7 protein-coding genes and 2 pseudogenes are annotated in these 26,000 nt (G+C 73.9%); all 9 read right to left on the reverse strand.

All coding sequences use genetic code 11. The features are described 5' to 3' along the window. Positions 1-399, reverse strand: a pseudogene (locus ACOJTC_RS29235) (class I SAM-dependent methyltransferase); the annotation flags it as partial. Then, positions 392-811: an aspartate 1-decarboxylase gene (panD, locus tag ACOJTC_RS29240; protein ID WP_204925161.1), complete on the reverse strand. Its 420-nt coding sequence runs from the start codon at positions 809-811 to the stop codon at positions 392-394. The gene panD and the pseudogene ACOJTC_RS29235, both read right to left, overlap by 8 nt. Positions 812-825: 14 nt before the next feature. After that, positions 826-1,989, reverse strand: a complete 1,164-nt coding sequence (locus tag ACOJTC_RS29245) for a cytochrome P450 (protein ID WP_357927381.1) — start codon at positions 1,987-1,989, stop codon at positions 826-828. 53 nt (positions 1,990-2,042) lie between these two features. Beyond that, positions 2,043-5,279, reverse strand: coding sequence for an ACP S-malonyltransferase (gene fabD, locus ACOJTC_RS29250; RefSeq protein ID WP_420119300.1), 3,237 nt, complete (start codon positions 5,277-5,279; stop codon positions 2,043-2,045). 2 nt (positions 5,280-5,281) lie between these two features. Further along, a complete protein-coding gene (locus ACOJTC_RS29255) occupies positions 5,282-6,283 on the reverse strand; it encodes a methyltransferase (protein WP_204925164.1) in 1,002 nt (333 codons plus the stop codon). Positions 6,284-6,303: 20 nt separating this feature from the next. Beyond that, positions 6,304-9,387 carry a non-ribosomal peptide synthetase gene (locus ACOJTC_RS29260; RefSeq protein ID WP_420119301.1) on the reverse strand — a complete coding sequence of 1,028 codons (3,084 nt, stop codon included), beginning with the start codon at positions 9,385-9,387 and terminating at the stop codon, positions 6,304-6,306. Beyond that, positions 9,384-10,232, reverse strand: coding sequence for a hypothetical protein (locus ACOJTC_RS29265; protein WP_420119302.1), 849 nt, complete (start codon positions 10,230-10,232; stop codon positions 9,384-9,386). Before ACOJTC_RS29265 ends, ACOJTC_RS29260 begins: the two co-directional genes overlap by 4 nt. A gap of 208 nt (positions 10,233-10,440) precedes the next feature. Next, a pseudogene (locus tag ACOJTC_RS29270) lies at positions 10,441-19,065 on the reverse strand (SDR family NAD(P)-dependent oxidoreductase); the annotation flags it as partial. A gap of 35 nt (positions 19,066-19,100) precedes the next feature. Further along, complete coding sequence (locus tag ACOJTC_RS29275) at positions 19,101-25,994, reverse strand: SDR family NAD(P)-dependent oxidoreductase (protein WP_420119303.1); 6,894 nt, start codon at positions 25,992-25,994, stop codon at positions 19,101-19,103. Positions 25,995-26,000: the final 6 nt, after the last annotated feature.

Below are 26,000 nucleotides of genomic sequence, written 5' to 3' on the forward strand. Positions count from 1 at the left end.
GAAGTTGAGCCCCTCCCCCGCCCCGCAGCCGACCTCCAGGAGCGTCTGCCCGGCGCACCCGTCCAGGCCGTCCGGGAGGTCGCGCAGGGCCAGGTAGTAGAGCTGCTCGCTGAAGCCGTCCGTGCCGAACTCGGCGAACCCGGGCAGCCGGGCCTCGATCTCGGCGGCCAGGTCGGGATCGCACATGCCCCAGTTCCACAGTTCGCCCCGGCCCGAGAGGGTGGCCGCCATGTCGTAGATCGAGGAGCTGGCCGACTTCATGGCGGCGGCCTGCGTCCCCGCCCGCCGGCCGTCGGTCTCGTCGAGGTTGATGTCGGCGAGACCGGTGGTGAACGAGGTCATCACGTCGGGTCGGTTCATCGCGGTCTCCGAGTTCGCCGGGTCGGTACGCTCACGCATTGACGGTGTCGCCACGCATCAGGTCGTCGACGCCGGCAGGCACCTCGGCCGGATCGGACCCGATGTTCCGGGGGCGGTTGGCACCGTCGACGAAGACCACCGTCGGCCGGTACGAGCGGGCCTGCTCGTCGGCCATCGCCGCGTACGAGATGATGATGACCAGGTCACCGGGGCTGATCAGCCGGGCGGCGGCGCCGTTGATGCCGACCACGCCGCTGTCGGTGGGCCCTTCGATGACGTAGGTGCTGAGCCGGGCGCCGTTGTCGACGTCCACGACGTCGACCTTCTCGCCGGGCAGCAGGTTCGCGGCAGCCATCAGGGTGGAGTCGAGGGTGAGCGAGCCGACGTAGTGCAGGTCCGACTGCGTCACCGTGGCGCGGTGGATCTTTGACTTGAGCATCTCTCGGTACATCGGGTGGTCTCCGTTCACCATGTCACCGGCAGCTCGTGCACGCCGTAGATGATCATCTCCGGACTGGTGCGGACCTGGTCCGCGGGTACCGCCAGGCGCAGCCCCGGCAACCGCCGGGCCAGCGACTCGAATGCGACGCGCAGTTCGAGCCGCGCCAGTTGCTGCCCGACGCACTGGTGGATGCCGTGGCCGAACGCGAGGTGCGGCACCGGCGTCCGGGTGATGTCGAGGCGGTCCGGGTCGTCGCAGAGCGCCGGATCCCGGTTCGCCGCGGCCAGCGACAGCGACACCGCGTCGCCGGCGGTCAGCCGGTGCCCGTCGAACTCCAGGTCGGTGCCGGCCGCCCGGATCGACCCGGCGTGCACGATCGTCAGATAGCGCAACAGCTCCTCGACCGCGTTGGCAGCCAGGCCCGGGTCCGCAGCCAGAGCCGCGTACTGGCCGGGGTGCTCCAGCAGGGCGAACGTGCCCAGCCCGAGCATGTTCCTGCTGGTGTCGTAGCCGGCGACGAGAAGCACACTGCCGACGGTCGCCAGTTCCTCGTCGGTGAACTCGCCGTCGGTGACGAGCGTGCCGAGCAGATCGTCGGCGGGCTCGACCCGCTTGGCACGGACCAGCCCCGCCAACAGCCCACCGATCTCCTGCCAGCCGGCGATGGCCTCCGCCGCGCTGGAGTGGACGGTGAACAGCGCCTTGATCCCCCGCACGAACACCTCACGCTGGTCGACCGGGACGCCGAGCAGCTCGCAGATCGCCAGCGCGGCCACCGGCTCGGCGAACGCGCCGACCAGGTCGGCCGGACCGCCCGCCCCGATCATGTCGTCGAGGTACCGCTCGACGTGTTCGACCAGCCGTGGTTCCAGGGTGCGGGTGCGTCGGGCCGAGAACCAGGCGGTCAACCGACGCCGGAAGCGGGTGTGGTCCGGCGGGTCCATCGCCGTGAACATCCCCGGTGCCACCTCGGTGCGGTCCCCGGCCATGGGCAGCGGGATGGGCGAGCGCAGCAGGTCACCGCGCGAGCTCATGCCCTTGTCGGCCAGGAGCCGGCGGACCTGGTCGTAGCCGGTGACCAGCCAGCCGAGATGGCCGTCCGGGAACTCCATCCGGGCCACCGGTTGCTCCCGGCGCAGCTCGGCGAGTTCGGGCGCGGGGTCGAAGGGGCATGTGCCACGTGCCATGGGCAGACCCTCGACGACACGAACGGTCTCGGACACGACGTTCTCCTTACTCTCTAGATGCCGGCCGACCCGACGATCTCGGCGGCTTCGGTCATGAGCCGGTCGGCCAACTCGTCGACGTGCCGGTCGCGCCAGTCGGCGTGCGGGGTGCCGCGCAGCCAGTGGTTGCATGCGCCCAGCGCGGGCCCGCAGGCCACCTGGTAGTCCGCGGTCCGGGCGGGGGTGCCCTCGATCGCCCAGCGCTGTGCCTGGGCGCAGTACCAGCGGAAGACCAGGGCCATCCGGCGCTTGGGGTCGGTGGCCGGACCGCCGGAGGCGGCGAGGCGCGACGCCAGTTCCTCGAAGCCGGCACCGAAGTAGTCCCGCTCCACCCGGGACCGGACCGGTGCGGGCACCGCGTCCCAGGAGTCGTAGGTGCGCCAGAGGTCGTACAGCTTGCCGGCACGCACGTGGAAGAGCACGCCCTTGCGCATCACCCGGGCCCGGCCGCCGAGTTCGAACAGCCCGCCGTAGGGAGCGTATGCGGTGTCGTGCACGTCCAGCTCCGGCAGCAGATCCTTGGTGGAGGCGGCGAGTCCGCTCTCGGCGGTACACAGGTTGATCGAGCCGGTGAGGACGAACTCGGCACCGAGCACGAACGCCGCCGCGGCCGACTCCGGGGAGCCGATGCCACCGCCACCCCCGACCCGTACGGCGGACGCGACCCCGCCGAGCTGGGTGCGCAGGCGGCGCACCGAGGGCAGCAGTGCGGTCAGTGCGCCCTGGTCGGTGTAGTCGGCCCCGTCGCCGATCGCGCAGATGTCGTCGGCCAGGGCGATCCGTTCGCCGGCCGCGGCCTCCTCGGCAGTGAGCAGGCCCTCGTCCAGCAGCCCTCGCACCAGGGACGGCGGCGGCGGCGCGAAGAACAGGCGGGCGGTGTCCAGACGGGTCACCTTGGCCAGCAGCCTGCGCGGGGCGTGCACGCTGCCGTCCGGCAGGATCCTGGCGCCGGTCAGCCGATGGCGCACCAGCGGGACGGTCACCTCGACGTACGTGGCCGCCTCGACGAAGCGGACGTCCTCGCGCACCAGCAGGCCGACCAGCTCCACCTCGGCGCCCGGGTCGAACGGATCGTAGGTGAGGTTGACCCCGAACGGCGCACCGCGCCCGGCGGCGGCCCGGATGCCGTCGATCGCGGCCGCGACATCCGGGACCGGCAGTCCGGCCGCCCCGAAGTAGCCCAGCAGGCCGGAGCGGGCCAGCCGGGAGACCAGCTCGACGGAGCTGACGCCGTGGTACATGCTGCCGGCGGCGTAGGCGTGCCGGACGCCGTACGCCTGCCGGAACGCCGCCGAGCCCAGCTCCGCGCGCCGCGGCGCGGGCGGGGCCGGCCCGGTGACCGCGACGGTCCGCGCCGGCTCGGGTAGCAGCGGGTCGGCCTCCTCGCGGATCCGGGCGATGAGCTTGGTCAGCACCTGCCCCGGGCCGAGTTCGCGGACGCGGAACTCACCCCGGCCCATGAGCAGCCGGATGCTGTCGGTCCAGCGCACCGGCGACACGATCTGGCGACGCAGCGTGGCGGCCACCGCACCGGTCCCGTACGGCCGGGCGTCGACGTTGCTGATCACCGGGATCTTGGGGGCGGCGAAGGTCGTCGCGTCCAGCAGGCGTCCGAACTCCTGCGCCGCGGGTGTCATGTAGCGGCTGTGGAACGGGGCGCTGACGTTGAGCGGGGCACAGCGGGCGCCCTTCTCCTTGAACAGCGCCACCGCACGGGCGACCGCGTCGGCCGGACCCGCGACGACCGTCTGGGTCGGCGCGTTGTAGTTGGCGATGTCGACGTCGGACAGTTCGTGGGCGCGGAGCACCTCCAGGACCAGGTCGGCGTCGACGGCCGAGACCGCCGCCATCGTGCCGCCCGTGACCTGCCCCATCAGCCGGCCACGTTCGGCGACCAGGCGCAGCCCGGTCTCGAAGTCGTAGACGCCCGCGGCGAACAGGGCGGCGAACTCGCCGAGGCTGTGGCCGAGCAGGAAGTCGGGCAGGCGACCGCCCTCCTGCAGGACGGCCAGCCAGGTGAGGGCTTCGACCACGTACAGCGCGGGTTGGGTGTACCGGGTGTCGCGCAGGTTGCGGTCCGGGTCCTTGAGGCACAACTCCCGCAGGGAGTACCCCAGGACGGCGTCGGCCCGGTCGACCAGGTCCGGGAACCGGTCGAACACGTCGCGGCCCATCCCCCGGGCCTGGGCGCCCTGGCCGGGAAAGACGTAGACGTCGAAGCCGTCGCCGGGGTCGGCGGGGCCGGCGACGGGGGTCGCGTCGGTCACGGTGGTCACCTCGCTTCGTCGGGCCGGTGCGGCGACCAGGGGACGGGTGGCGAGCACCGCCCGGTACAGCACCTCGTCGCGGGCGTACGGGGAGAGCAGGGGCAGCACCCGGGAGCGGCTGCCCACCGGCAGTCGTGCCCGCACCAGGTTGGCCATCGACCCGGACGGACCCAGATCCAGGAAGAGCAGGTCATCGCGCGCCAGCAGGGGTTCGAGGGCCCGCGACAGGTTGAACGGCTCGCGCAGCACCTGCCAGAAGTGCTCCGGGTCGGGGCGGCGCACCTCGGTGCCGGTCGTCCCGGAGATCAGCGGAATCGTGGCGGGCCGCAGGGCGAGCCCGCCCACCAGTTTCGTGAACGTGTCGCGCACCCCGTCGATCAGCGGTGAGTGGAACGGGAACAGCACCGGCAGCCGCTGGCAGAGCACCCCCGAGGCGTTCAGGTGGCGTTCGATGCCGTCGAGCCGGTCGGCGGTGCCGGCCAGGACGAAGTTGTCCGGCGCGTTGATCGCGGCCAGGTAGGCACCGGACAGCGCCGGATCGCGCGCCACGAGCCCGGCGTCGGCGAGGACCGCCAGCATGCCACCGCGCGGGCACTCCGCCTCGAACAGCTCCACCTGGTCGAGCAGCGAACGCAGGCAGTCCGCGGGGTCCAACATGCCGGCGACCGCGGCGGCGACCACCTCACCCAGGCTGGCGCCGAGGACCGCCGCCGGCTCGAACCCGTGGGCACGCAGCATGCTGGCCAGCGCGTACTCCACCATGAAGATGGCCGGTTGGGTGAGGGCGAACCGGGTCATCGGCCGCTCCGCGCCCTGTCCGTCGCTGTGGATGCCCGCGACGACGGAGTCGCCACGGACGTCACGCACGACCGCGTCCAGGGAGTCCAGCGCGTCCCGGAAGATCGGATCGGCGCCGTAGAGCCACCGGCCCATCCCGTGGTACTGGGAGCCCTGGCCCGCGAAGAGGAAGACCGGTGTGAGCATGGTCAGGCGGGCCGCAGCGAGGTCTCGAGCAACTTGTGGCCGGTGGGCAGCGGGGTGACCGACTCGACGGTCAGACCCGCCTCGGTCAGCGCCCGACGCAGTTCCTCCTCGTCCAACCCGAGGGTGCCCTCGTCGCAGGCGACCGCCTGGAACACCGCACGCCAGCCGTCCAGGTCGGTCTCCACCAGCGGCTCCACGACCAGTAGCCGGGCACCGGGTGGGCTGCCGGCCAGGGCGGTCGCCACGGTGCGCAGGATCCGGACGCAGTTGTCGTACGTCCAGTCGTGCAGCACGTTCTTGAGCACGTACCTGTCGGCACCGGCGGGGACCTCGGTGAAGAAGTCGCTGGGGGCGAAGGTGATCCGGTCGATGACCGTCTTGTCGGTCACCCGGGCGAGGGTCGCCGGGCCGCGTGCGCAGACGCTCGGCCGGTCGACGACGGTGCCCTGCATGACGGGGTTGGCGGTGAGCAGCCCGGGCAGCAGGCCGCCGCTGCCGCCACCGACGTCGACGATCGAGGTGACCCCGCTGAAGTCGTGTACGGCGACCAGGCAGGCCGCGATCGGTCCGGCCAGGTCGACCATGCCCCTGTCGAACAGGTCGGCGTCGTCCGGGTGGGTCTCCAGGTACTCGTACAGGGACTCCCCGAAGACCTCCTTGAAGCCGGAGCGGCCGGTCTTCACCGTGTGCATCAGGCCCGCGAACGCGTCGTCGTACAGCTCGGCGGAGAGGATGACGAAGTGCCGCAGGGTGTACGGGTGGTCGGCGCGCAGCATCTCGTGCCCCTCAGCGAGCCGGAACTCGTCCCCGGTGTGCACGACCACGCCCGGCACCGTGAGCATCTGCAGGAGCCGGTAGAGCACCTGCGGATCGGTGTCGGTACGTCGCGCCAGCTCGGCTGCGGTCATCGCGCCGTCGCCCAGGATGTCCGGGATCTCCAGGCGGATGAAGACCGCCAGCGCGCGGGCGAACCAGCCGCTGATCGCCAGTTTCAGGATCTCCATGGATGTCCCCTTCCGGTCGCTCAGGTGAGTCCGCGCAGCCGGTCGGCCAGCACGGCGGGGGTCGGGTTCTCGAACACGTCGGTCAGGGCGAGCCGGACACCGGTCTCGTCCCTGATCCGCTGCGCCAGCGCGGCGGCGAGCAGCGAGTGACCGCCGTTGGTGAAGAAGTGCGCATCGGCGTCCAGGTCCGACCGGCCGAGCAGCTCGGCGAAGAGCGCGACCAGGGTCGTGGTGAGCCGGTCAGCGGTGGCGGGGCTCCCACCCGGTGCGGCACCGCCCGGCCCCGCCGGCTCCCGGACGGCGAGGTCCGCCAACGCCAGGTAGTCGACCTTGTCGCTGCCGGTCCGCGGGAACGCCTCCACCGCGAGGAACCGGTGCGGCACCACCGACCGCGGCAACCGCCCACGGGCGTACTCCCAGAGCTCGTCGACGGCCTCCGGCCGACCGGGGACCCGGACGAACGCGGCCAGGCTGCCGTCGGCGCCGGGATCCCCGACGACGACCACGGCGGCCGCCTCGACGTCCGGATGATCGGTGAGGACGCCCTCGATCTCGCCCAACTCGATCCGGTTGCCACGCAGCTTCACCTGCCGGTCCATCCGGCCGAACAGGTCGATCCGGCCGTCGGGCCGCCAGCGCGCCACGTCGCCGGAGCGGTAGAAGCGGCCGTACCCGGGATGCACGCCGAAACGCTCGGCGGTCAGATCGGGGCGTCCGTGGTAGCCGGCGGCGACGCCGACCCCGGCGACGCACAGCTCGCCGCGCAGACCGACCGGCAGCGGCTCCCCGTCCGGGCCCGCGACGAAGATGCGGGTGTTGGCGACCGGTGCCCCGACGTCCACCCGGGGCCCCGGGTCCGCCGGTACCCGGCCGGCGGTCGCCCAGATCGTGCTCTCGGTCGGGCCGTAGACGTTCCACAGCCGGGCACCTGCCGTGGTCAGGGTGGCTGCCAGCCCCGGCAGCAGCGGCTCGCCCCCACTGAGCAGCGTCCGTCCGGAAACGAGGTCGGTGATCTGGTCGACGACCAGTCGCCAGGTGGTCGGGGTCGCCTGGAGGAAGCCGATGTCGTGCGTCCGCACCGCCGCCGCCAGCAGGCTGCCGTCGGTGCGGGCCTCGTCGGGCAGCACGACCGTGTGCCCGCCGTGCAGCAGTGGCATCATCAACTCCAGCGACGAGGTGTCGAAGCTGTACGTGCTGAGCCAGCCGGTCGGCCGTTGCGATCCGGCGACGCCGAAGCGCACCGCGTAGTCGGTGATGTGGTTGACCAGGCTCCGATGGGTGATCGGGATGCCCTTCGGCCGGCCCGTGGAACCGGACGTGTAGATCACGTAGGCAAGGGCGGACGGTCGCGCCACGGCGGCGGCGGTGGTGTCGACCCGGACCGTCGGGGCGGCGCCGACGTCGGGCACCGCAACCGTCCGCCGGTCGCCGGGCGGGACGAGCCCCGCTCCGGTCACCACCACCCGCGCTCCGGCGTCGTCGAGCTGGTAGGCGATCCGTTCCGCCGGGTGGTGCGGGTCCAGGGGGAGGTACGCCGCGCCGGCGAGCCAGGTGCCGAACACGGCGGCGGCCAGCGTCGCGCCCCGGGGCACGAGCAACGCGACGATGTCGCCGGGGCGGACGCCGGCCGCTGTCAGCCGCTCGGCGGTGTGCACGGCGGCGGACCACAGGTGTCCGTAGCTGACCAGCCGGTCGCCGTCGCGGATCGCCGGGGCGGCCGGGTCGGCGGCGGCGCGCCCGGCGAATCCGGCGAGCACCGACGTCAGCTCGACCGGGCGGTCGGTCGCGTTGGCTGCTCCGATGATCGCGTGGTCCTGCGGCGACCAGATCGACAGCGACCCGATCGGCGCGTCGAGGTCGTCGCCGACGGCGACCAGCAGCGCGTCGTAGCGGCGGACGATCAGCTCGACGTCCGCACGGTCGAGGACTCCGGTGTAGAACGCCGCGCGCACGGTCGCGCTGTCCCGGTCGGACGTCACGAAGAACTCCAGGTCGAACTGGCTGAACCCGTTCTCGACCACGACCAGTTCGGCGGCGGCGCCGGCCACGGTGAAGCGGCGCTGCCCGGCAGCGAACGGCACGTAGTTGAACACGTGCCGGAACAGCACGTTGCGCCAGCCGGAACCGTCGCGGTCGACCACGTCGAGCAGTTCGTCGGCGGGCATGTCCAGGTGGGCCATCGCCTCCATGAAGACCCGGCGGGCACGACCGGCGAGTTCCCGGAAACCGATGGTGCGTTCGGTCAGCAGGCGCAGGGTGAGCAGGTTGCTGTGGTAGCCGACCGCACCGGCCGCCTCCCGGCTGCGGGCGTTGACCGGTGATCCGATGGTCAGGTCGGGGCCGGCGCCGTGCCCGGCCAGCAGCACCGCGTACGCGGTGAGCAGGACGACCGACTCGGGGGCGCGCAGCTCGCGTTGCAACCGGCGGACCACCGCGTGCGCCTCGGGCGACAGGGTGTGGGTGACCTCGTCACCCTGGAGCGTGGTGGTCGACGGTGCCGGCTTCTCGCACCCCAGTTCCAGACCGGACGAGCGGAAACCGCTCATGGTGTCGCGCCAGAACTTCTCGCTCTGCTCGGACGGCGCGGGCTCGTGCCAGACGGGCACCTCGCCGGGGTCGGGGTCCCGGCCGGCCAGCACCGCCTCGTAGAACTCGACGAGCTGTGCCCGCAGGATGGCGGTGGACGTCACGTCGGCGACGGCGTGGTGCAGGGCAAGGCACAGGACGTCGTCCTCGGGGCCGTGCAGCAGCAGGGCGCGCAGGAGCGGGCTGCCGTCGGCGTGGAACGGGCGGGCCACGAAGGCGGTCAGTGTGCCGCGCTCGTCGGCGGGCCGGCTGACCCGCTCCGGTGTGATCCTGAGGCTGGGCAGGACCGTCCTGGTCAGAGCGGCGTCGGTGCGGTGGAAGACCGTGCGCAGCGCCTCGTACCGGCGGGGTAGGAGGTCCAGCGCGGCCGTCAGGGCAGCCGGGTCGAGACGGCCGACGACGCGGAAGGCCAACGACAGGTTGTTCGCGCCGCTGCCGGGCACGAGATCGTCGAGCAGCCAGAGGGCGGTCTCCTTGCGGGAGGCGCGGACGGGTGGGTCCGGGGCTACGGCCCTCACCGGCCGGCCCGCGATCCGGCGGCCAGGAGGCCGGCCACTGTCGCGGCGACCTCCGGGGTGCGCAGCAGGTCGCGGTGTTCCACCGCGAACCGGACCTCGTCGGCGATCCCGATGGGGGCCGCCCCGGCGGTGGCGCGCATCCGGTTGAGCCCGCTGGTCGGGGTCGCCGAGGTGATGACGGTGGCACGGGACCAGCCGGGACGGGGATCCAGCCCCGCGGCGATGCCGAGATAGGTCATGAACGATCCGACCAGTGCCACCAGCTCGGCGGCGTAGTCCTCGTCGAGGCCGGCGCGGCGTAGCGCCGTGGAGCCGACCGGCTCGAAGACCGCGTACAGTTCGGCGGCGAACTCGGCAGGTGTGCTCCCGGGGCGTGCCGCCAGCCGCTGCGCCGCGTCGGCCAGTTCGCTGACCTCCGCCGGGGTCAACACGGCCGTCATGTTGCCGACGACCCGGCCGAACTGCAGGTGGACGGTGGGTACGTCGACCAGTTCGGGATCGAAGACCACCACCTGCGGCGCGGTGGGTTGCCGGGCGGCGATCCGCTCGGCCAGGACGCCGGCGAAGACCGATCCGGCGCAGTAGCCCAGGATCGCCCGGACGGTGCGCCCACTGCGGGTGACCTCGGTCAGCCAGGGGGCGAGGTACTCGTCCTGGTCGACACCGGAGGTGGGGACGCGGACGGGGGCGACGGTCTGCCACAGGGCGCAGTCCAGGCCCAGGTGCGGCGTCAGGTCGGCGAACCCGCCTTCGTTGCGGCCCGTCACCGGGAAGTCGGTGGCCAGCACGACGTCGGCGTCCGGTGCTGCGTCGAGCACCACGTTCCACACGGCAGGGCTTGGCATCTGACAGTTCTCCTGATCAACTAAAGTCAATACTTAATTATTTGTTGACGCATCGACGGAGGCTGCTTTCCGGCGAGACTATTCCACTTTCCCGCACGCTGTCTACCCGAATTCAGAAGTCATTGGACAAGCGATAATTGGGCGCGTTTCAGCAGGCGAGGATCCCTTGGACCACGCTGGAAAAGTTGATTTCGGTATCAACCAGCGGCTATTTTTCCTCACTCAGTCGAGCGACCACCACATCGGCGAGCACCTGCGGGGTGTGGCATTCGTAGAGCACGTCCGCCGCCCATTCCAGACCGGTCAACGCGACCAGGTGGTCGCGCAGTTCCAGCGCGGTGACCGACGACAGCCCCAGGTCGAAGAACTCGTCACCGGCGTCGATCTCGGAGGCGGAGTCGTGCCCGAGTACGGCCGCCGTCAGTTTCCGCACCCCCGCCAGGACCTCGGCGTTCCACCGGTCACGGGGCAACCGCGTCAATGCCGCCCGCAGCTCGCCGGACGGAGCGGGATCCTCCGGCGCGACGGCGGCCGGTGCGGAGCCGGACGGCACGCAGACGACGGACGGCTCCACCGCGACCACCGGCCCGGTCGGTTCGTCGTCGGCGTACTCGCCGACGAACACCCCCTCGGGCCGGATCCGGGTCACCGGGTACCGCTGCGCGATGACCGCGCACAGCCGGCCCCTGGCCAGGGCGTCCACCTCCGGTGGAAGGTCGACGACATGGTCGGCGACCGGGAGCGAGGCGTCCCGGGTGAGCGCCCACGACGGCACCCCGGGCACCGCGACCGGCTCGGCGCCGGGCAGGGCGATCACCAGATCCGGCCGCCCGGTGACGTCGACCGTCACCCGGGCGCCGTGTCGGGCCAGCGCGCCGGCGAGGGCATCGGTCAGGTCCGGGTCACCGCCGGGCGGTGGCACCAGTGCGACGGTCCCGTCCAGCACCGGCGGTGCGACGTCCGGCACCAGCCGCCACCGCAGCGGCCGCCGGACTGCATCGGGCCGCAACCGGGCCACGGCCGCGAGAACCTGCTGCGGTGTCTCGTCGCCACGCAGGCCCAGCAGGCCGAGGGCGACCTGCGGATCCCCGGACCCGAGCGCAGCCCAGAGGGCATCCGCGCCGGGGCGGCGCACGGTGACCGGGACGGACGTCGGCATCGGCTCGGGCCAGAACCGGCGCGCCTGGAACGGGTACCGCGGCAGCGGGCAACGCCGGGGCTCACGGCCCGCGTACACGGCCGGCCAGTCGACGTGGAGGCCCTGCGTGTGGAGGGTGCCGACGGCCGCGAGGGCGGCGTGGACCGCTGGCCGGTCCCGTCGGGCCAGCGCGACCGAGGACACCGTCGCCTCCGGCAGACAGGCGTGGACGGCCGGAGCCAGCACCGTGTCCGGTCCCAGTTCCAGGAACGCGGTGCCACCCGCCCGCTGCGCCTCGTGCACCGCGTCGACGAAGCGCACGGCGCCGCGAAGCTGGTCCACCCAGTAGGCCGGCGAGATCAGCTTCTCCTCGGTCCGTACCGTGGAGACGATCGGAATCCGGGGCTGCTGGAATCCGAGTGTCTCGGCGACCGCCCGGAACCCGGCGAGCGCCGGTTCCACCCGGGCCGAGTGGAACGCGACCGCGACCCGGAGACGCCGGTGGCGGTGTCCACGGTCGGACAGCGTCCCGGCGACCTCCAGCACCGCGTCCTCGTCCCCGGAGAGCACGACCGCGTCCGGGCCGTTGACCGCGGCGATCGACACCCGGTCCCCGTAGCCGGCCAGCAGCGGCAGGACCTGCGCCTCGGCGGCGCGGACGGACACCATCGCGCCGCCGGCCGGCAGGCCGGCCAGGACCCGCCCCCGGGCCGTGACCAGCGTGGCGGCGTCACCGAGCGCGAGCATGCCCGCCACGTACGCCGCGGACAGTTCACCGATCGAGTGGCCGATCAGCAGGTCGGGTCGCAGCCCCCACGAGGTGACGAGGCGGAACTGGGCCACCTGGAGGGCGAACAGGGCGGGCTGCGTGTACTCCGTGCGGTCGATCAGGTCACCGTCGCCGAACACCACCTCGTGCAGCGGCGTGTCCAGCGTGAAGTGTGCGCTCACCTCGTCGAAGGCGCGGGCGTACTCGGGGAACGTCTCGTACAGCCCGCGGCCCATCCCCCGCAGTTGGCTGCCCTGGCCGGTGAACACCAGGACCAGCCGCTGCCGCGTGGCGGTGGCCCGCAGCACGTCCCGGCCGGTCCGCCCCGAGGCGAGCACGGCCAGCCCGGCCCGCAGCTGCGTCTCGTCCCCGCCGGTGACCATCGCCCGGTGCCGGTGGGTGGCACGGGTGGTGGCCAGTGAGTACGCCACCGACGCCGGATCCGTGGCGGTGGTGGCCGCCAGCCGGGCCGCCTGTTCCCGCAGCGCACCCTCGGACCGCGCCGACAGCAGCCACGGCACCCCGTCGAGGACCGCCGGTTCCCGGTCCGGTTCCGGCTCCGGCGGTGCCTCCTCGATCACCACGTGGGCGTTGGTGCCGCTGATGCCGAACGACGACACGCCCATGCGTCGCGGCACCTCGTGACGCGGCCAGGGCTGCGCCGCAGTCAGCAGCGCCACGTTCCCGGCGGACCAGTCCACGTGCCGGGACGGCTCGTCGACGTGCAGGCTGCGCGGCAGCAGGCCGTGCCGCAGCGCCAACACCGCCTTGATCACCCCGGCCACACCGGCTGCCGCCTGGGTGTGTCCGAGGTTGGACTTGATCGAGCCGAGCCACAGCGGCCGGGGGCGCTCGGCGCCGTACACCGCGAGCACCGCCTGCGCCTCGATCGGATCGCCGAGTGCCGTGCCCGTGCCGTGCGCCTCCACCGCGCCGACGTCGCACGGGCGCAGCCCGGCGGCGTTCAGCGCCGCCCGGATCACCCGCTCCTGGGCCGGCCCGTTCGGCGCGGTGAGCCCGTTGCTCGCCCCGTCGGAGTTGACCGCGCTGCCGCGCAGCACCGCCAGCACCCGGTGGCCCTGCTCGCGGGCCCGCGACAGCCGCTCGACCAGGACCACACCGACCCCCTCGCCCAGGCCGGTCCCGTCGGCGGCCTCGGCGAACGGCTTGCACCGGCCGTCCGCGGCGAGCCCGCGCTGGCGGCTGAACTCCACGAACACCGCGGGCGTGGCCAGCACGGTCACCCCGCCGGCGAACGCGAGGTCGCACTCCCCCGCCCGGATCGCCTGCGCGGCCAGGTGCAACGCCACCAGCGACGACGAGCAGGCGGTGTCCACGGTGACCGCCGGGCCCTCCAACCCGAAGGTGTACGCGATCCGTCCGGACAGCACGCCCCCACCGACGCCCGGGGCGAGGAACCCCTCAGCGGAGCCGCCCTCCAGCAACCGTCCGTAGTCCTGGTACATGGCGCCCATGAACACGCCGGTTCGGCTGCCGCGCAGGACGCCCGGGTCGATGCCGGCGTCCTCGCAGGTCTCCCAGACGGTCTCCAACAGCAGCCGCTGCTGGGGATCCATCGCCACGGCCTCCCGTGGTGACACCCCGAAGAAGGCGGCGTCGAACTCGCCGACACCCGGCAGGAAACCACCCGACCGGGCGTACGAGGTGCCGGGCGCGTCCGGGTCCGGATCGTGCAGGTCGGTGAGCGGCCAGCCGCGATCGTCGGGGAACGGCACGATCGCATCCCGTCCGGTGACCAGCAGGTCCCACAGGTCCTCCGGGCCACGGACGCCGCCGGGCAACCGGCAGCCGACGCCGACCAGCACCACCGGATCGTCCCCGGTCCCGGTCCCGGTCCCGGCGGCGGCGACGGTCCCGACGGTGACCGGTTGATCCGCGCCGGCCAGGCGTTCGTCGAGGTGCCGGGCCAGCGCGGCCGGGTTGGGATGGTCGAACGCGAGCGTGGCGGGCAGCCGCAGCCCGGTCGCGCCGGCGAGCCGGTTGCGCAGTTGGACCGCGCTGAGCGAGCCCAACCCCACCGCCTTGAACGCCCCGTCCGGGTCGATCGCGTCGGGGGAGGCGTGCCCCAGCACGGCGGCGGCGTGCGCGAGCACGAGGTCGAGCAGCATCCGGTGCCGGTCGGCCGGGGCCCTGCCAGCGAGTCGGCCCGCCAGCTCGGAGGCGACGGCACCGCCACGTGCGGCCAGCCGCCGCACCGGCACCCCGGCGAGGTCCCGCAGCACCGGCGGTACGGCGTCGCCGGTGGCCCGCAGTGCGGGCAGGTCGAGTCGGACCGCAACGAGCACCGGCACGGCGGCGGTGAGGGCGGCGTCCAACGCCGCCAGCGCGGCTTCGCGGGGCAGCGGCAGGAACCCCGAGCGACGGAACCGCGACATGTCGGCCTGACCGGTCATCGCACTCTCGTCGGCCCACATGCCCCAGGCCACCGAGACGCCGGGGAGCCCGGCGGCCCGGCGGACCCGGGCCAACGCGTCCAGGGCGGCGTTGGCCGCACCGTAGTTGGCCTGGCCGAGCCCGCCGAACACGCCCACCGCGGAGGAGAACAGGATCAGCCGGGCCTGCGGAAGCAGTTCGTGCAGAAGCCAGGCCGCGTCGACCTTCGGACGTAGCACCCGGGCGAGCCGTTCCGGCGTCAGGTCCGTCACCAGGCCGTCGTCAAGCAGACCGGCGGCATGCACCACCGTGGTGACGGCGGTCGTGCCGAGCAGTGCTGTCAGCTCCGCCCGGTCCGCGACGTCGCAGGCGACCACCGCGACCCGGGCACCGCCCGCGCTCAGCTCCGCGGCGAGAGCGGCCGCCTGCGGCGCCTGGGGGCCGCGTCGGCTCGCCAGCACCAGGTCACGGACGCCGCGCTCGTGCACCAGGTGCCGGGCGACGATGCCGCCGAGCGTGCCCGAGGCACCGGTCACCAGGACGGTGCCGAGGTCACCGGGGGGTTCACCCGTCGGTGACACCCGGACCAGTCGTACCTCCCGCGCGGCGCCGGCGGCGAGGCCCAGTTGCGGCTCGTCCGCAGCCAGCGCGGCCGGCACCGCCGCGATGGTGGCGTCGTCGCCGTCGGCGAGATCGAGCACCGCCAGGCGGTCCGGATGCTCCAGCTGTGCGCAGCGCACCAGCGCCGCCGCCGCGGCCTCGCCGGGATCGTCGAGCACCCGCCGGGTGACCATGACGAGGGTGGAGGTGGCCCCGCGCTCGTCGGCGAGCCACTCCTGCACCACGGCGAGAGCCCGCTCGGCGGCTGCGGCGGGTGGGCCGGTCGGGGCAGGCACGAGCACGAACCGGGCAGCCTCGTCACTCGGCGTCACGCGTAGCAGCCGCGCCAGGGCGGGATCACGGACCGTGTACCCGACGGCGGATCCGTCCGGCAGCGGGCGGGGTGTCCACTGCGGAAGCAGCAGGTCGCCGTGATCGGTCCGGCCGAGCGCGCCGTCCGGGAGCGGGCTGAGCAGCAGGGACCGTACCGACGCGACGGGTGTCCCCGACGGGTCGGTCAGCTCGATACGCACGGCACCGTCCCCGGTGCCCGTGAGGGTGGCCCGGACGGTGTCGGCGCCTGTCGCGTGCACCCGGATCCCGGTCCACTCGAACGGCAGCGCGGGCCCATCCTGCGTCCCGGCCCTGAAGTCCCCGAGCGCCACCGGGTGCAGGCAGGCGTCCAGCAGGGCGGGATGGATGCCGAATCCACCCGGCTCGACGCCGGGCAGGGCGACCTCGGCGTACAGGTGCGCGTGGTCGCGCCACAGCGCCCGGACGCCCCGGAACAGCGGCCCGTACCGGAGCCCGGCACTGGCCAACCGGTCGTAGAGGTGCTCCACGTCGAGCTGCTCGGCGTCCGCCGGGGGCCAGGCCGTCGCCGTCGGCGGCGGCAGCTCACCGCCCGCGGTGAGCACGGCGGTGGCGTGCAGCGTCCAGCCGCCGGTGCCGACCCGACCGTGCACGGTCAGCTCCCGTGCGCCGTCCGCACCGGGTTCACCGGTCTCGATCCGGAGCCGGACCTCGGCGTCCTCGGGCACCACGACGGGAACGAGCAGGGTCAGTTGCGCGATCACCGGGCAACCGGCCTCGTCGCCGGCCCGGGACACCATGTCCACCACGGCCGCGCCGGGGAGCACGACACGCCCCTGGACGGTGTGGTCGGCCAGCCACGGATGGGTGGCAACCGACAGCCGGCCGGTGAGCACGATCCGGTCGGCACCGGACACGGCGGCCCGCAGGACGGGATGCTCGACGGCGTCCAGGCCGAGCGCGCCCGGGTCTGCGCCGCCGGCCGGCAGCCAGTACCGCTCGGTCACGAAGGCGGTGGTGGGCAGCTCGACCGCCCGGGTGCCGGGCCACACCACCGACCAGTCCGGCCGGACGCCCTGCACGTGCAGCTGGGCCAACGCCCGGACCATCTGCTCCGGTCCGCCCTCGTCGCGCCGCAACGTGTGCAGGACGGCGACGTCGGCGTCGAGCGCGTCCACCGTCTCCTGGGCACCGGTCGACACCACCGGGTGCGGGCTGACCTCCAGCAGGGTGGTGCAGCCGTGGCGGGCGAGGGCGGTGACCGCCTCGTCGAAGCGGACCGGCTCACGCAGGTTGCGGTACCAGTAGTCGGCGTCGAGCGGGTCGTCGTCGTCGATCCACCGGCCCTCGACGCTGGAGAAGAAGGGCACGACGGGTCGGGTCGGGGTCACCGGGGCCAGGGCGTCGCGGACCTTGTCCCTCACCCGTTCCACGTGCGCGCTGTGGGAGGCGTAGTCCACGTCCACCCGGCGGGCCCGTACGTCCTCGGCCTCCAGCTCGGCGAGCAGTTCGTCGAGCGCGTCACCGTCACCGGAGAGCACGACCGAGGAAGTGCCGTTGACCGCGGCCAGCGACAGCCGCCCGGTCCAGGCGCGCAGGCGCTCGCGCATCTGCCCGGCGGACAACGCCACCGACATCATGCCGCCGAGACCGGACAGCTCCGTCAGTGCCCGGCTGCGCAGTGCCACCACCCGGGCGGCGTCCGGCAGGGTCAGTGCCCCGGCGACGTACGCGGCGGCGATCTCACCCTGGCTGTGGCCGGCGACCGCGGCCGGTGTCACGCCCACCGAACGCCACACCTCGGCCAGCGCCACCATCATCGCGAACAGCACCGGCTGCACGATGTCGACCCGGTCGTAGTCCTGCTCGCCGCGCAGCACGGCGGTCAGGTCGAAGTCGACGTACGGCGCGAGAGCGGCCTCGCACTCGGCGATCTGCCTGCGGAAGACCGGGTTGCCCGCCAGCAGTCGCACCGCCATCTGCCGCCACTGCGATCCCTGACCGGGGAAGAGGAACGCCACCGGACCGGGTGCCCCGGTGACGCCCTCCACCACGTCCGGCGACGGCCGTCCTGCGGCGACGGCGGCGAGACCGGCGAGCAGTTCGTCGCGGTCGGCACCGCACACCACGGCCCGGTGTTCCCGTCCCGCCCGCGTGGTGACCAGCGACGACGCGACGTCCCACGGGTCCAGGTCGGGTCGGGTACCCAGATGAGCGGCCAGTCCCGCGGCCTGGGCGCGCAGACCCGCCGGGGTGCAGCCGGACACGGCCCAGGCGTAGGGCCATCGCGCACCGGGATCGGCCACCGGTGCCGGGGCGGCAGCCGGGGGCTCCTCCAGGATGACGTGCGCGTTGGTGCCGCTGACACCGAAGGACGAGACGGCCGCGCGGCGCGGTTCGTCGCCGGCCGGCCACGGGACCGGCTCGGTCAGCAGCTCGACGGCACCGGCCGACCAGTCCACGTACGGCGTGGGCCGGTCCAGGTGCAGCGTGCGCGGCAGCACCCCGTGCCGCATGGCCATGACCATCTTGATGATCCCGGCGACGCCGGCCGCAGCCTGGGTGTGCCCGAGGTTGGACTTGATCGAGCCCAGCCGCAGGGGGACGGAGCGTTCCCGGCCGTAGACGGCGAGCACCGCCTGCGCCTCGACCGGGTCGCCCAGCGGGGTGCCGGTGCCGTGCGCCTCGACGACCGCCACCTGGGCCGGGGTGAGACCGGCGTCGACCAGGGCCTCCTGGATCACCCGGCGCTGGGCGGGGCCGTTCGGGGCGGTCAGTCCGTTGCTGGCCCCGTCCGAGTTGACGGCGAGGCCACGGATCGTCGCGTGGATCCACCGGCGGGCCGCCCTCGCCGCGGAGTGCCGTTCCAGCACCAGCACGCCGACGCCCTCGGACCAGGCGGTGCCGTCGGCCGCCGCCGCGAACGGCTTGCACCGCCCGTCCGGGGCGAGCCCGCGCTGCCGGCTGAACTCGACGAACGCGTCAGGCGTGGCCATCACGGTCACGCCGCCGACCAGCGCCATGTCGCATTCGCCGCGTTGCAGGGCCCGGACCGCCTGGTGCAGTGCGACAAGCGACGACGAGCATGCGGTGTCCACGGTGACGGCCGGCCCGCGCAGGCCGAGCTGGTAGGCGACCCGCCCCGACACGACGCTGCCGCCGCCCTGGGCGCCGTGGTAGTCGTGGTGCATGGCCCCGACGTACACCCCGGTACGGGTGTCGCGTAGCGTCACCGGGTCGATGCCGGCCCGTTCCACCGCCTCCCACGAGGTCTGCAGGATCAGCCGCTGCTGGGGATCGGTGTAGGCCGCCTCCTTCGGGGAGATCCCGAAGAAGGCGGCGTCGAAGGCCGCGGCGTCGTGCAGGAATCCGCCGTCGCGGACCGTGGAGGTGCCCGGGTGGTCGGGGTCGGGGTGGTAGAGGGCGTCCACGTCCCAGCCACGGTCGCGGGGGAACCCGGTGATGCCGTCGCGGCCCTCGGCGACCATGGACCACAGGTCCTCCGGTGAGTCGACACCGCCGGGGTAGTGGCAGGCCATGCCGACGATGGCGACCGGCTCGGCGGCCCTGTTCTCCGCCGCGCGCAGCCGCTGGCGGGTGACCTGCAGTTCCGCGGTGACGCGGCGCAGGTAGTCCCGGAGCTTGTCCTCGGTGGTCATCGGTCCTCCTGACCCGCAACGGGGCTGCCGAGCTCGGCGTCGATCATGGCGAACACCTCGTCGTCCGTCGCGGCGGCGAACACGTCCAGCGGGGCGGCGCCGGGGGCAGGGGTGAGGGCGGTGAGCAGGTCCCGTACCCGCTGCACCACCCGGGTACGGGACACGTCGTCGGTGGCCGCCGCCCCGGTCAGGCCGACGGCGACGCGGTCGAAGTCGGCGATGAGGGTCGGCAGTTCATCGGCCCCGGTGGCGTCGCCGAAGCGGCCGGCGAGGTGCTCCACCAGGTCACCGGGGGTGGGGTGGTCGAAGACGAGGGTGGCCTCCAGCGCCAGTCCGAGCGCCGCGCCGAGGCGGTTGCGGAACTCCACCGAGCTCAACGAGTCGAATCCGAGTTCCTGGAAGGAGCGTTCCGGATCGACCGCGCCGGCTCCGGCGTACCCAAGCACGGCGGCGGCCTCACCGCGGACCAGGCCGGCGAGGCGGGCCCGTCGCACGGCCGGGCTCAGTTCGGCCAGGCCCGGCCCGCGCAGACCGGGATCGACCGTACCTGCCGGCGCGTCGGTCAGCAGGCCACGCAACATCGGGGGTACGACCGCTGAGGCCCGGGTGTGCAGCCGCAGCGCGACCACGTCCGGTTGCGTGCCGGCCAGGGCGGTGTCCAGCAGGTGCAGTCCGGCGTCGACCGTCAGCCGGTCGAGGCCCGCGCGGGCGAGCCGGTCCCGGTCGGCGGTCATGCCGTCGTCGAGGTCCCAGGGGCCCCAGGCCACCGAGACCACCCGTCCGCCCTCAGCGACCCGGTACCGGGCCAGCGCGTCGAGGTACGCGTTGGCTGCCGCGTAGTTGCCCTGGCCGGGTCCACCGAGCACACCTGCCACCGAGGAGAAGAACACCGTCTCGGCGTCCGGCAGCAGCTCGGTCAGCCGGTCGGCGCCGGTGGCCTTGGCCCGCCACACGTTCTCCAGTCGGGTGGCGTCCAGCGCGGTCACCACGCCGTCGTCGAGCACCCCGGCGGCGTGCACCACCGTGCTGACCGTGCGACCAGCCAGCAGCGCGGTCAGCGCCGCGCGGTCACCGACGTCGCAGGCGGCGGCCTCGACGCGGACGTCCAGGCCGGAGAGTCCGGCGGGGACCAGGCCACCGCGGCTGACCAGCAGCACGTCGGTGACCCCGTGCCGGGCGACCAGGTGACGTACCACGGGGACGGCGAGGCCACCGCTGCCGCCGGTGACGAGCAGCGTGCCCCGCTCGCGCGGTGGCACCGGCCCGGTCACGGGGACGCGGACCAGCCGGGGCGTCAGGACCCGACCGTCCCTGACCGCGAGTTGCGGCTCGTCCGTGGCCAGCGCCCGCAGCAGGGCGTCCGGGGTACCCGCCGCCCCGTCGAGCTCGACGAGGGTGAACCGGCCCGGATGCTCCGACTGCGCCGAACGCAGCAGTCCCCACGCGGCGGCCGTCGTCGGGTCCGGGTCGGTGGCGACGAAGACCAGCCGCGCGGCACCGAACCGGTCGTGTTCGAGCCAGTGCCGTGCCTGGGCGAGCACCTCCCGGGTCACCACGAGCGCGGCGTCCGCCGACGATCCGGCCCCGGCGACGGGCGCGATCACCACCTCGGGGACCTCGGACAGTTGCGCCAGGGTGTCGGCGCGGGTCACTGTCACACCGGCCGCGGTGAGCGACGCGCCGACGCCGGGGCGGTCGGGGCCCACGACGGCACACCGGCCGGGCGGGCCGGCGGGCGGGAGGTCGTCGAGGGGCACCCAGTCGCCGCGGTACAGCGGGCTGTCCGGGGCCCCGGACGGCCGCAGGGTCACCGCGTCCACCGAGGCGAGGAGCCCGCCGGTGGCGTCGGTGAGCCGCACCGCGACGGTGCCCGCCCGGACCGGGGTGACGCAGGCGCGCGCGGTGACCGCCCCGGTCGTGGCGACCCGGACCGAGGACCAGGCGAACGGCAGGTACGCCCGCTCGTCGGGGACGAATCCGCCCAGGGCCACCGCGTGCAGCGCGGCGTCGAGCAGGACCGGGTGCAGGGCGTACGGGCCGGCGTCGCCGCCGGGCACGCAGACGTCCGCGTACACCGCGTCGCCGGCCCGCCAGGCGCGCAGCAGGCCCCGGAAGGCGGGACCGTAGCCGGGCAGCCGGTCGTAGAAGCCGCCGAGGTCGACCTCCTCGGCGTCGCCGGGCAGCGGTGGCGGCTCGGTCGCGGCGGTGTCGACGGGGGCGAGCAGGCCTGTCGCATGCCGGATCCAGGTCGGCTCCCCGACGGCACGGGCGTGTACCTCGAAGGCGCGCCGCCCGTCGTCGCCGGGCAGGGCCACGGTGAGCCGCACGTCGGTGTCGCCGAACGGCAGCGGCGTCTCGAGCACCAACTCGGCGACCACCGGCCGGCCGAGCCGGTCGCCGGCCCGCAGGGCCAGGTCGACGAAGAACGTGCCGGGGACCAGCGTGGTCCCGTCGACGGTGTGGTCGACCAGCCAGGCGTGATCGTCCTGGGAGACCCTGGCCAGCAGGACGTGGCCGTCGGGCAGCTCCACCAGGTCGGGCAGCTCCACCGGGGCGGGCCGGGACCGGCCCGGACCGCCGCCGGTGGCGACCCAGTGCCGGTCCCGGGCGAACGGGTAGCCGGGCAGGGAGAGCCGGCGTGGGCGGGCGGGCAGCGGCGGGGTGATCTCGGCCCCGGTCACCCACGCGGCGGCGAGTGCCGCCAGGTCGTCCCCCGCCGCCGCACCGGCCGCCCCCCGCCGGCGACCCCGATGACAGCCGTCACCGGTACGCAGCGCCGCCACGAGTTCGGCGGTGGTCGTGGCCACGACGGCGAGCCGCTCGTCGAAGTGCTCGCGGCCGGCCCACAACGTGTACGCCAGCGCGCCCGGATCCACGGCGACGGTTGCCGTGGCCAGGGCGGCCGTGAGGCCGGCGGCGGTGGTCTCCCCGTCGATCGCCGGGCAGGTCCCGAACACCTGCTCGACACGGTGGGCGAGATCGGTCAGTCGCGGAAAGTCCAGTCCCAACTCCACGAACGGCTCGTCCGGTAGCGCCGTCGGTGCACCGGCCTGGGCCAGCAACGCGCTCACCGTCGCGGCCACGTCCCCACCGGTGTTCTCCAGGTGGTGCACGAGCCGGCCGACGGTCTCGTCGAGGCGGACGGTGTCCCGGGCGGACACCATGAACAGGCGCGGCGCAGCCGGTTCCGGTACGGCCGGCGGTGCGGGCCACTCGGCGAGGACGACGTGCGCGTTGGCCCCGCCCGCACCGAACGAGCTGATCGCTGCGGCCCGGTGCCCGTGCGCACGGCCCGGCCAGGGCGCCCGCTCGCGCTGCACCCGGAACCGGGAGGTCTCCCACCGCACCGCGCTGCTCGGCGGGTCGGCGTGCAGCGAGGGCACCAGTTCCCGGTGGCGCAACTGGAGCACGACCTTGGTGAGCGCCGCGATGCCGGCGGCCGACTCCAGATGCCCGATGTTCGACTTGACCGATCCGAGCGGCCATGGTCCACGGCCGGCCCCGATCCGGTCGAACGCCTGCTCCAGCGCGGCCACCTCGATCGGGTCGCCGAGGCTGGTGCCGGTGCCGTGCGCCTCCAGGTAGCCCAGGTCGTCGGGGTCCACCGCGGCGTGTCGGATCGAGGCGGCGATCAGGGCCGCCTGGGACGCCGGGTTCGGCACGGAGAAGCCGGCGGTACGGCCGCCGTGGTTCACCGCGGTCCCCCGGATGACCGCGTGCACGTGGTCACCGTCGCGCACCGCGTCCCGCAGCGGGCGCAGCAGCACCACGCCCACCCCTTCGCCGGGCACGTAGCCGTCCCCGTCCTCGCCGAAGGCGCGGCAACGCCCGTCGCTGGACAGGAAGGAGGACTGGCTCAGCAACAGGTACTTGTTCGGGTGCACGGCCAGGTTGACGCCACCGGCCAGGGCCGCCTCGCACTCCCCCCGGCGGATGGCTTCGACGGCCAGGTGCAACGTGGTGAGTGAGGACGAGCACATGCTGTCCAGGGCGATGCTGGGGCCGCGCAGGTCCAGGAAGTACGACACCCGGTTGGCGATCGACGCGCTGAACGACGAGGGCACCGGTTCGGGCGCCGCGTCGACGCCGTACAGTTGGTACTGGTTGTACATCACACCGGCGAACACGCCCACGGACCGGCCGCGCCAGGCCGACGGCGCATGACCGGCCTCCTCGAACGCGTGCCACGACTCCTGCAGGAACAGCCGCTCCTGCGGGTCGAGCACGGCCGCCTCCTTCGGCGAGACGTGGAAGAACCCGGCGTCGAACTCGTCGACGCCATCGAGGAATCCGCCCCACCTGCCGTACGACCTGCCGGGCGTCCGCCGGTCCTCGGAGTAGATCGCCGAGTGGTCCCACCGGTCCGCGGGCACCGTCGTGACACAGTCGCGGCCGTCGCGCAGGTTCACCCAGAACTCGTCCAGGTCGCGGGCCATCGGGTAGCGGCCGCTGATCCCCACGACGGCCACCGCGTCGTCGCCGTCGGGGGTCGCCTCGTCGCCGTCGGGGGCCGCGTCGTCGCCGTCGGGGGTCGCGTCGTCGCCGTCGGGGGCCGGTCCGGCCGTCACCGCTGCCGGGGTGTCGGCCGGGGCATCGTCCGGCGTGAACGCGGCGGCTATCCGGGTCGCGTCCCCGGTCAGGACCACGACGTGGGAGCGGCCGCTGCCCACCGCCCGTAGCAGCACGTCGACCGCGAGCGGGGTGTCCATCGCCCGCAGCCCCATCCGGCGCAGCCCGGCGGCGTCGACCGGCATGCCGCCCTCCGCCCAGGCCGGCCACCCCACCGACACGATGTCGCGGCGGCTGCCGGCGAACAGGTCCAGGAAGGCGTTCGCGCACGCGTAGTCGGCCTGACCGGGGTTGCCCCAGGTGCCGGCGGTGGAGGAACACAGCACCAGGAAGTCCAGGGTGAGGTGCCGGGTGGCCGCCTCGACGTGACGCGCGCCGTCGACCTTCGGGGCGAGCACCGCACGGACGTCCTCGGCCCGTTTTCCCGCCAGGAGCCCGTCGCGCAGCACCCCGGCGGCGTGCACGACCCCGTGCAGGGCACCGAAGCGGTCGACGGCGGCGCGCACCGCCCGGTGCACATCATCCGCCCTGGTCACATCCATCACGACGGTGAGCACCTCGGCGCCGAGAGCGGTCAGCTCGCCGACCACGGACGGGTCCGCGCCCGTGCGTCCGCCGAGCACGAGCCGTGCCCGGACCGACCGGGCCAGGTGCCGGGCCAGGGCGAGGCCCACCCCGCCGAGACCTCCGGTGATCAGGTAGACGCCGTGCTGCCGCAGCGAGCCGCCGCCCTGCGGCTCCGGCATCGTGCGGACGACACGGACCTGCCGCGTGGCGTCGACGTACCGCACCTCCACGTCGGGCAGTCCGGCCGCGAGTTCGGCCAGCGCGTCGGACCGGTGCGGCGAACGGACCACCGCGGCCCGGGTTTCCGGCCTCTCCCGCAGCAGGGTCCGGAACAGGCCGGTGACCGCCGCTACGGGCGCGTCGTCGTCCTCGACGTGGCAGACCAGCCGCAGGGCGTCCCGGCCGGCGTCGGACGCGGCCCTGAGGAACTCGGTCAGGGCGACCGCCTCACCGGTGAGGTCCGACGGGTCGACGGGCTGCCACACCACCCCGGTGGCGGAGGTGGGTCCGATCGCGTCCGGCCACCGGGCCCGGGTGTGCGCCCCGATGGTGACCACCCGGGCCGGAGGCGGTCCGGGCGGCAGCGGAGCCGGACGCCAGACCGACTCGAACCACACCGTCTCGGCCGGGACCGGGATCTCGGCGGCCGGTGCCGTGGGCGGCGTGGACACCGCCGCGAACCCCCGCAGATGGTCGGCCAGCAGGGCGAACGTGTTGTGTTCGAACAGCAGGGTCGGGGAGAAGTCGACACCGAACGTCTGCTCCAGGTCGGCCGCGATGCCCAGCAACACCGAGGAGTCCATGCCGAGCTCGTAGAACCCGGCCGTCTCGTCGAAGTCCGGGCGACCGAGCCTCGCCTCGATCAGCTCCCGGACGACCCGCCCGGTGTCCGGTACGGCCGGAGGGCGTGCGTCGAGACGGGTGATGGCCGCCGTGTCGCGGATCCGCTTGGACGTCAGCCCGTGCAACCATGCCACAACGGTCCCATCCTCGGCATGGAACTCCAGGTCGCAGGTGGTGAGGTCCCCATCCGGGCCGGCCGGACGCGGCGGGGTGGCGTGCACCAGGGTCCGGGCGCCCAGCGGGCCCCGGGCCCGGACCGATTCGATCAGCATCGGCACGTACGGGCGCGCCTCGGCACCCGGCGGGGCGGTGGCGAACCGGGTGGGCAGCAGGGTCGAGGAGTCGAGCGCGGCGGGGTGCAGGTGGAAGTACCCGGCGTAGCCGGCGGCCGGTGGGCTCAGCGACAGTTCGGCGAGCAGTTCGTCCGGTCCGACGTACAGGGTGCCGAGGGCGCGCATGAACTCGCCGTGTTCGATGCCGGTGGCGCGGGCCGTGGCGTACAGCTCGGTCATGTCGACGGTCTGCCGCGCCGTGGCCCGCAGTGCGGGCAGGTCCCGACGCCGTCGCGGGAACGGCAGGCCCAGGTGCAGCTGGCAGTCCAGCACCGGTTCGCTGTCCCCGTGGGGGCGACGCGTCCCGGTGACCGACACCCGGAAGTGACCGTCGCCGCGGGCGAAACGCACCGTCAGTTCCGTGTCGAAGTCCGGGCCGGCGGCGACCGGGTTGCGGAACAACACCCGGCGTAGCTCGACGCCGTCCGGGTCGACGCCGCGCGCCCGCACCACCCGGAAGATGATGTCGAGGAAGGACACTCCGGGCACGATCCGGGTGCCGTGGATGCGGTGGTCGCGCACCACGGGATCGCTGCTTCGGATGACGACGGTGCAGGCCAGACCATCCAAGGAGTCCACCGGACC

Origin of the sequence: Micromonospora sp. (assembly GCF_048594385.1) — a bacterium.
In the GTDB taxonomy this organism is placed as follows: Bacteria; Actinomycetota; Actinomycetes; order Mycobacteriales; family Micromonosporaceae; genus Micromonospora; species Micromonospora wenchangensis.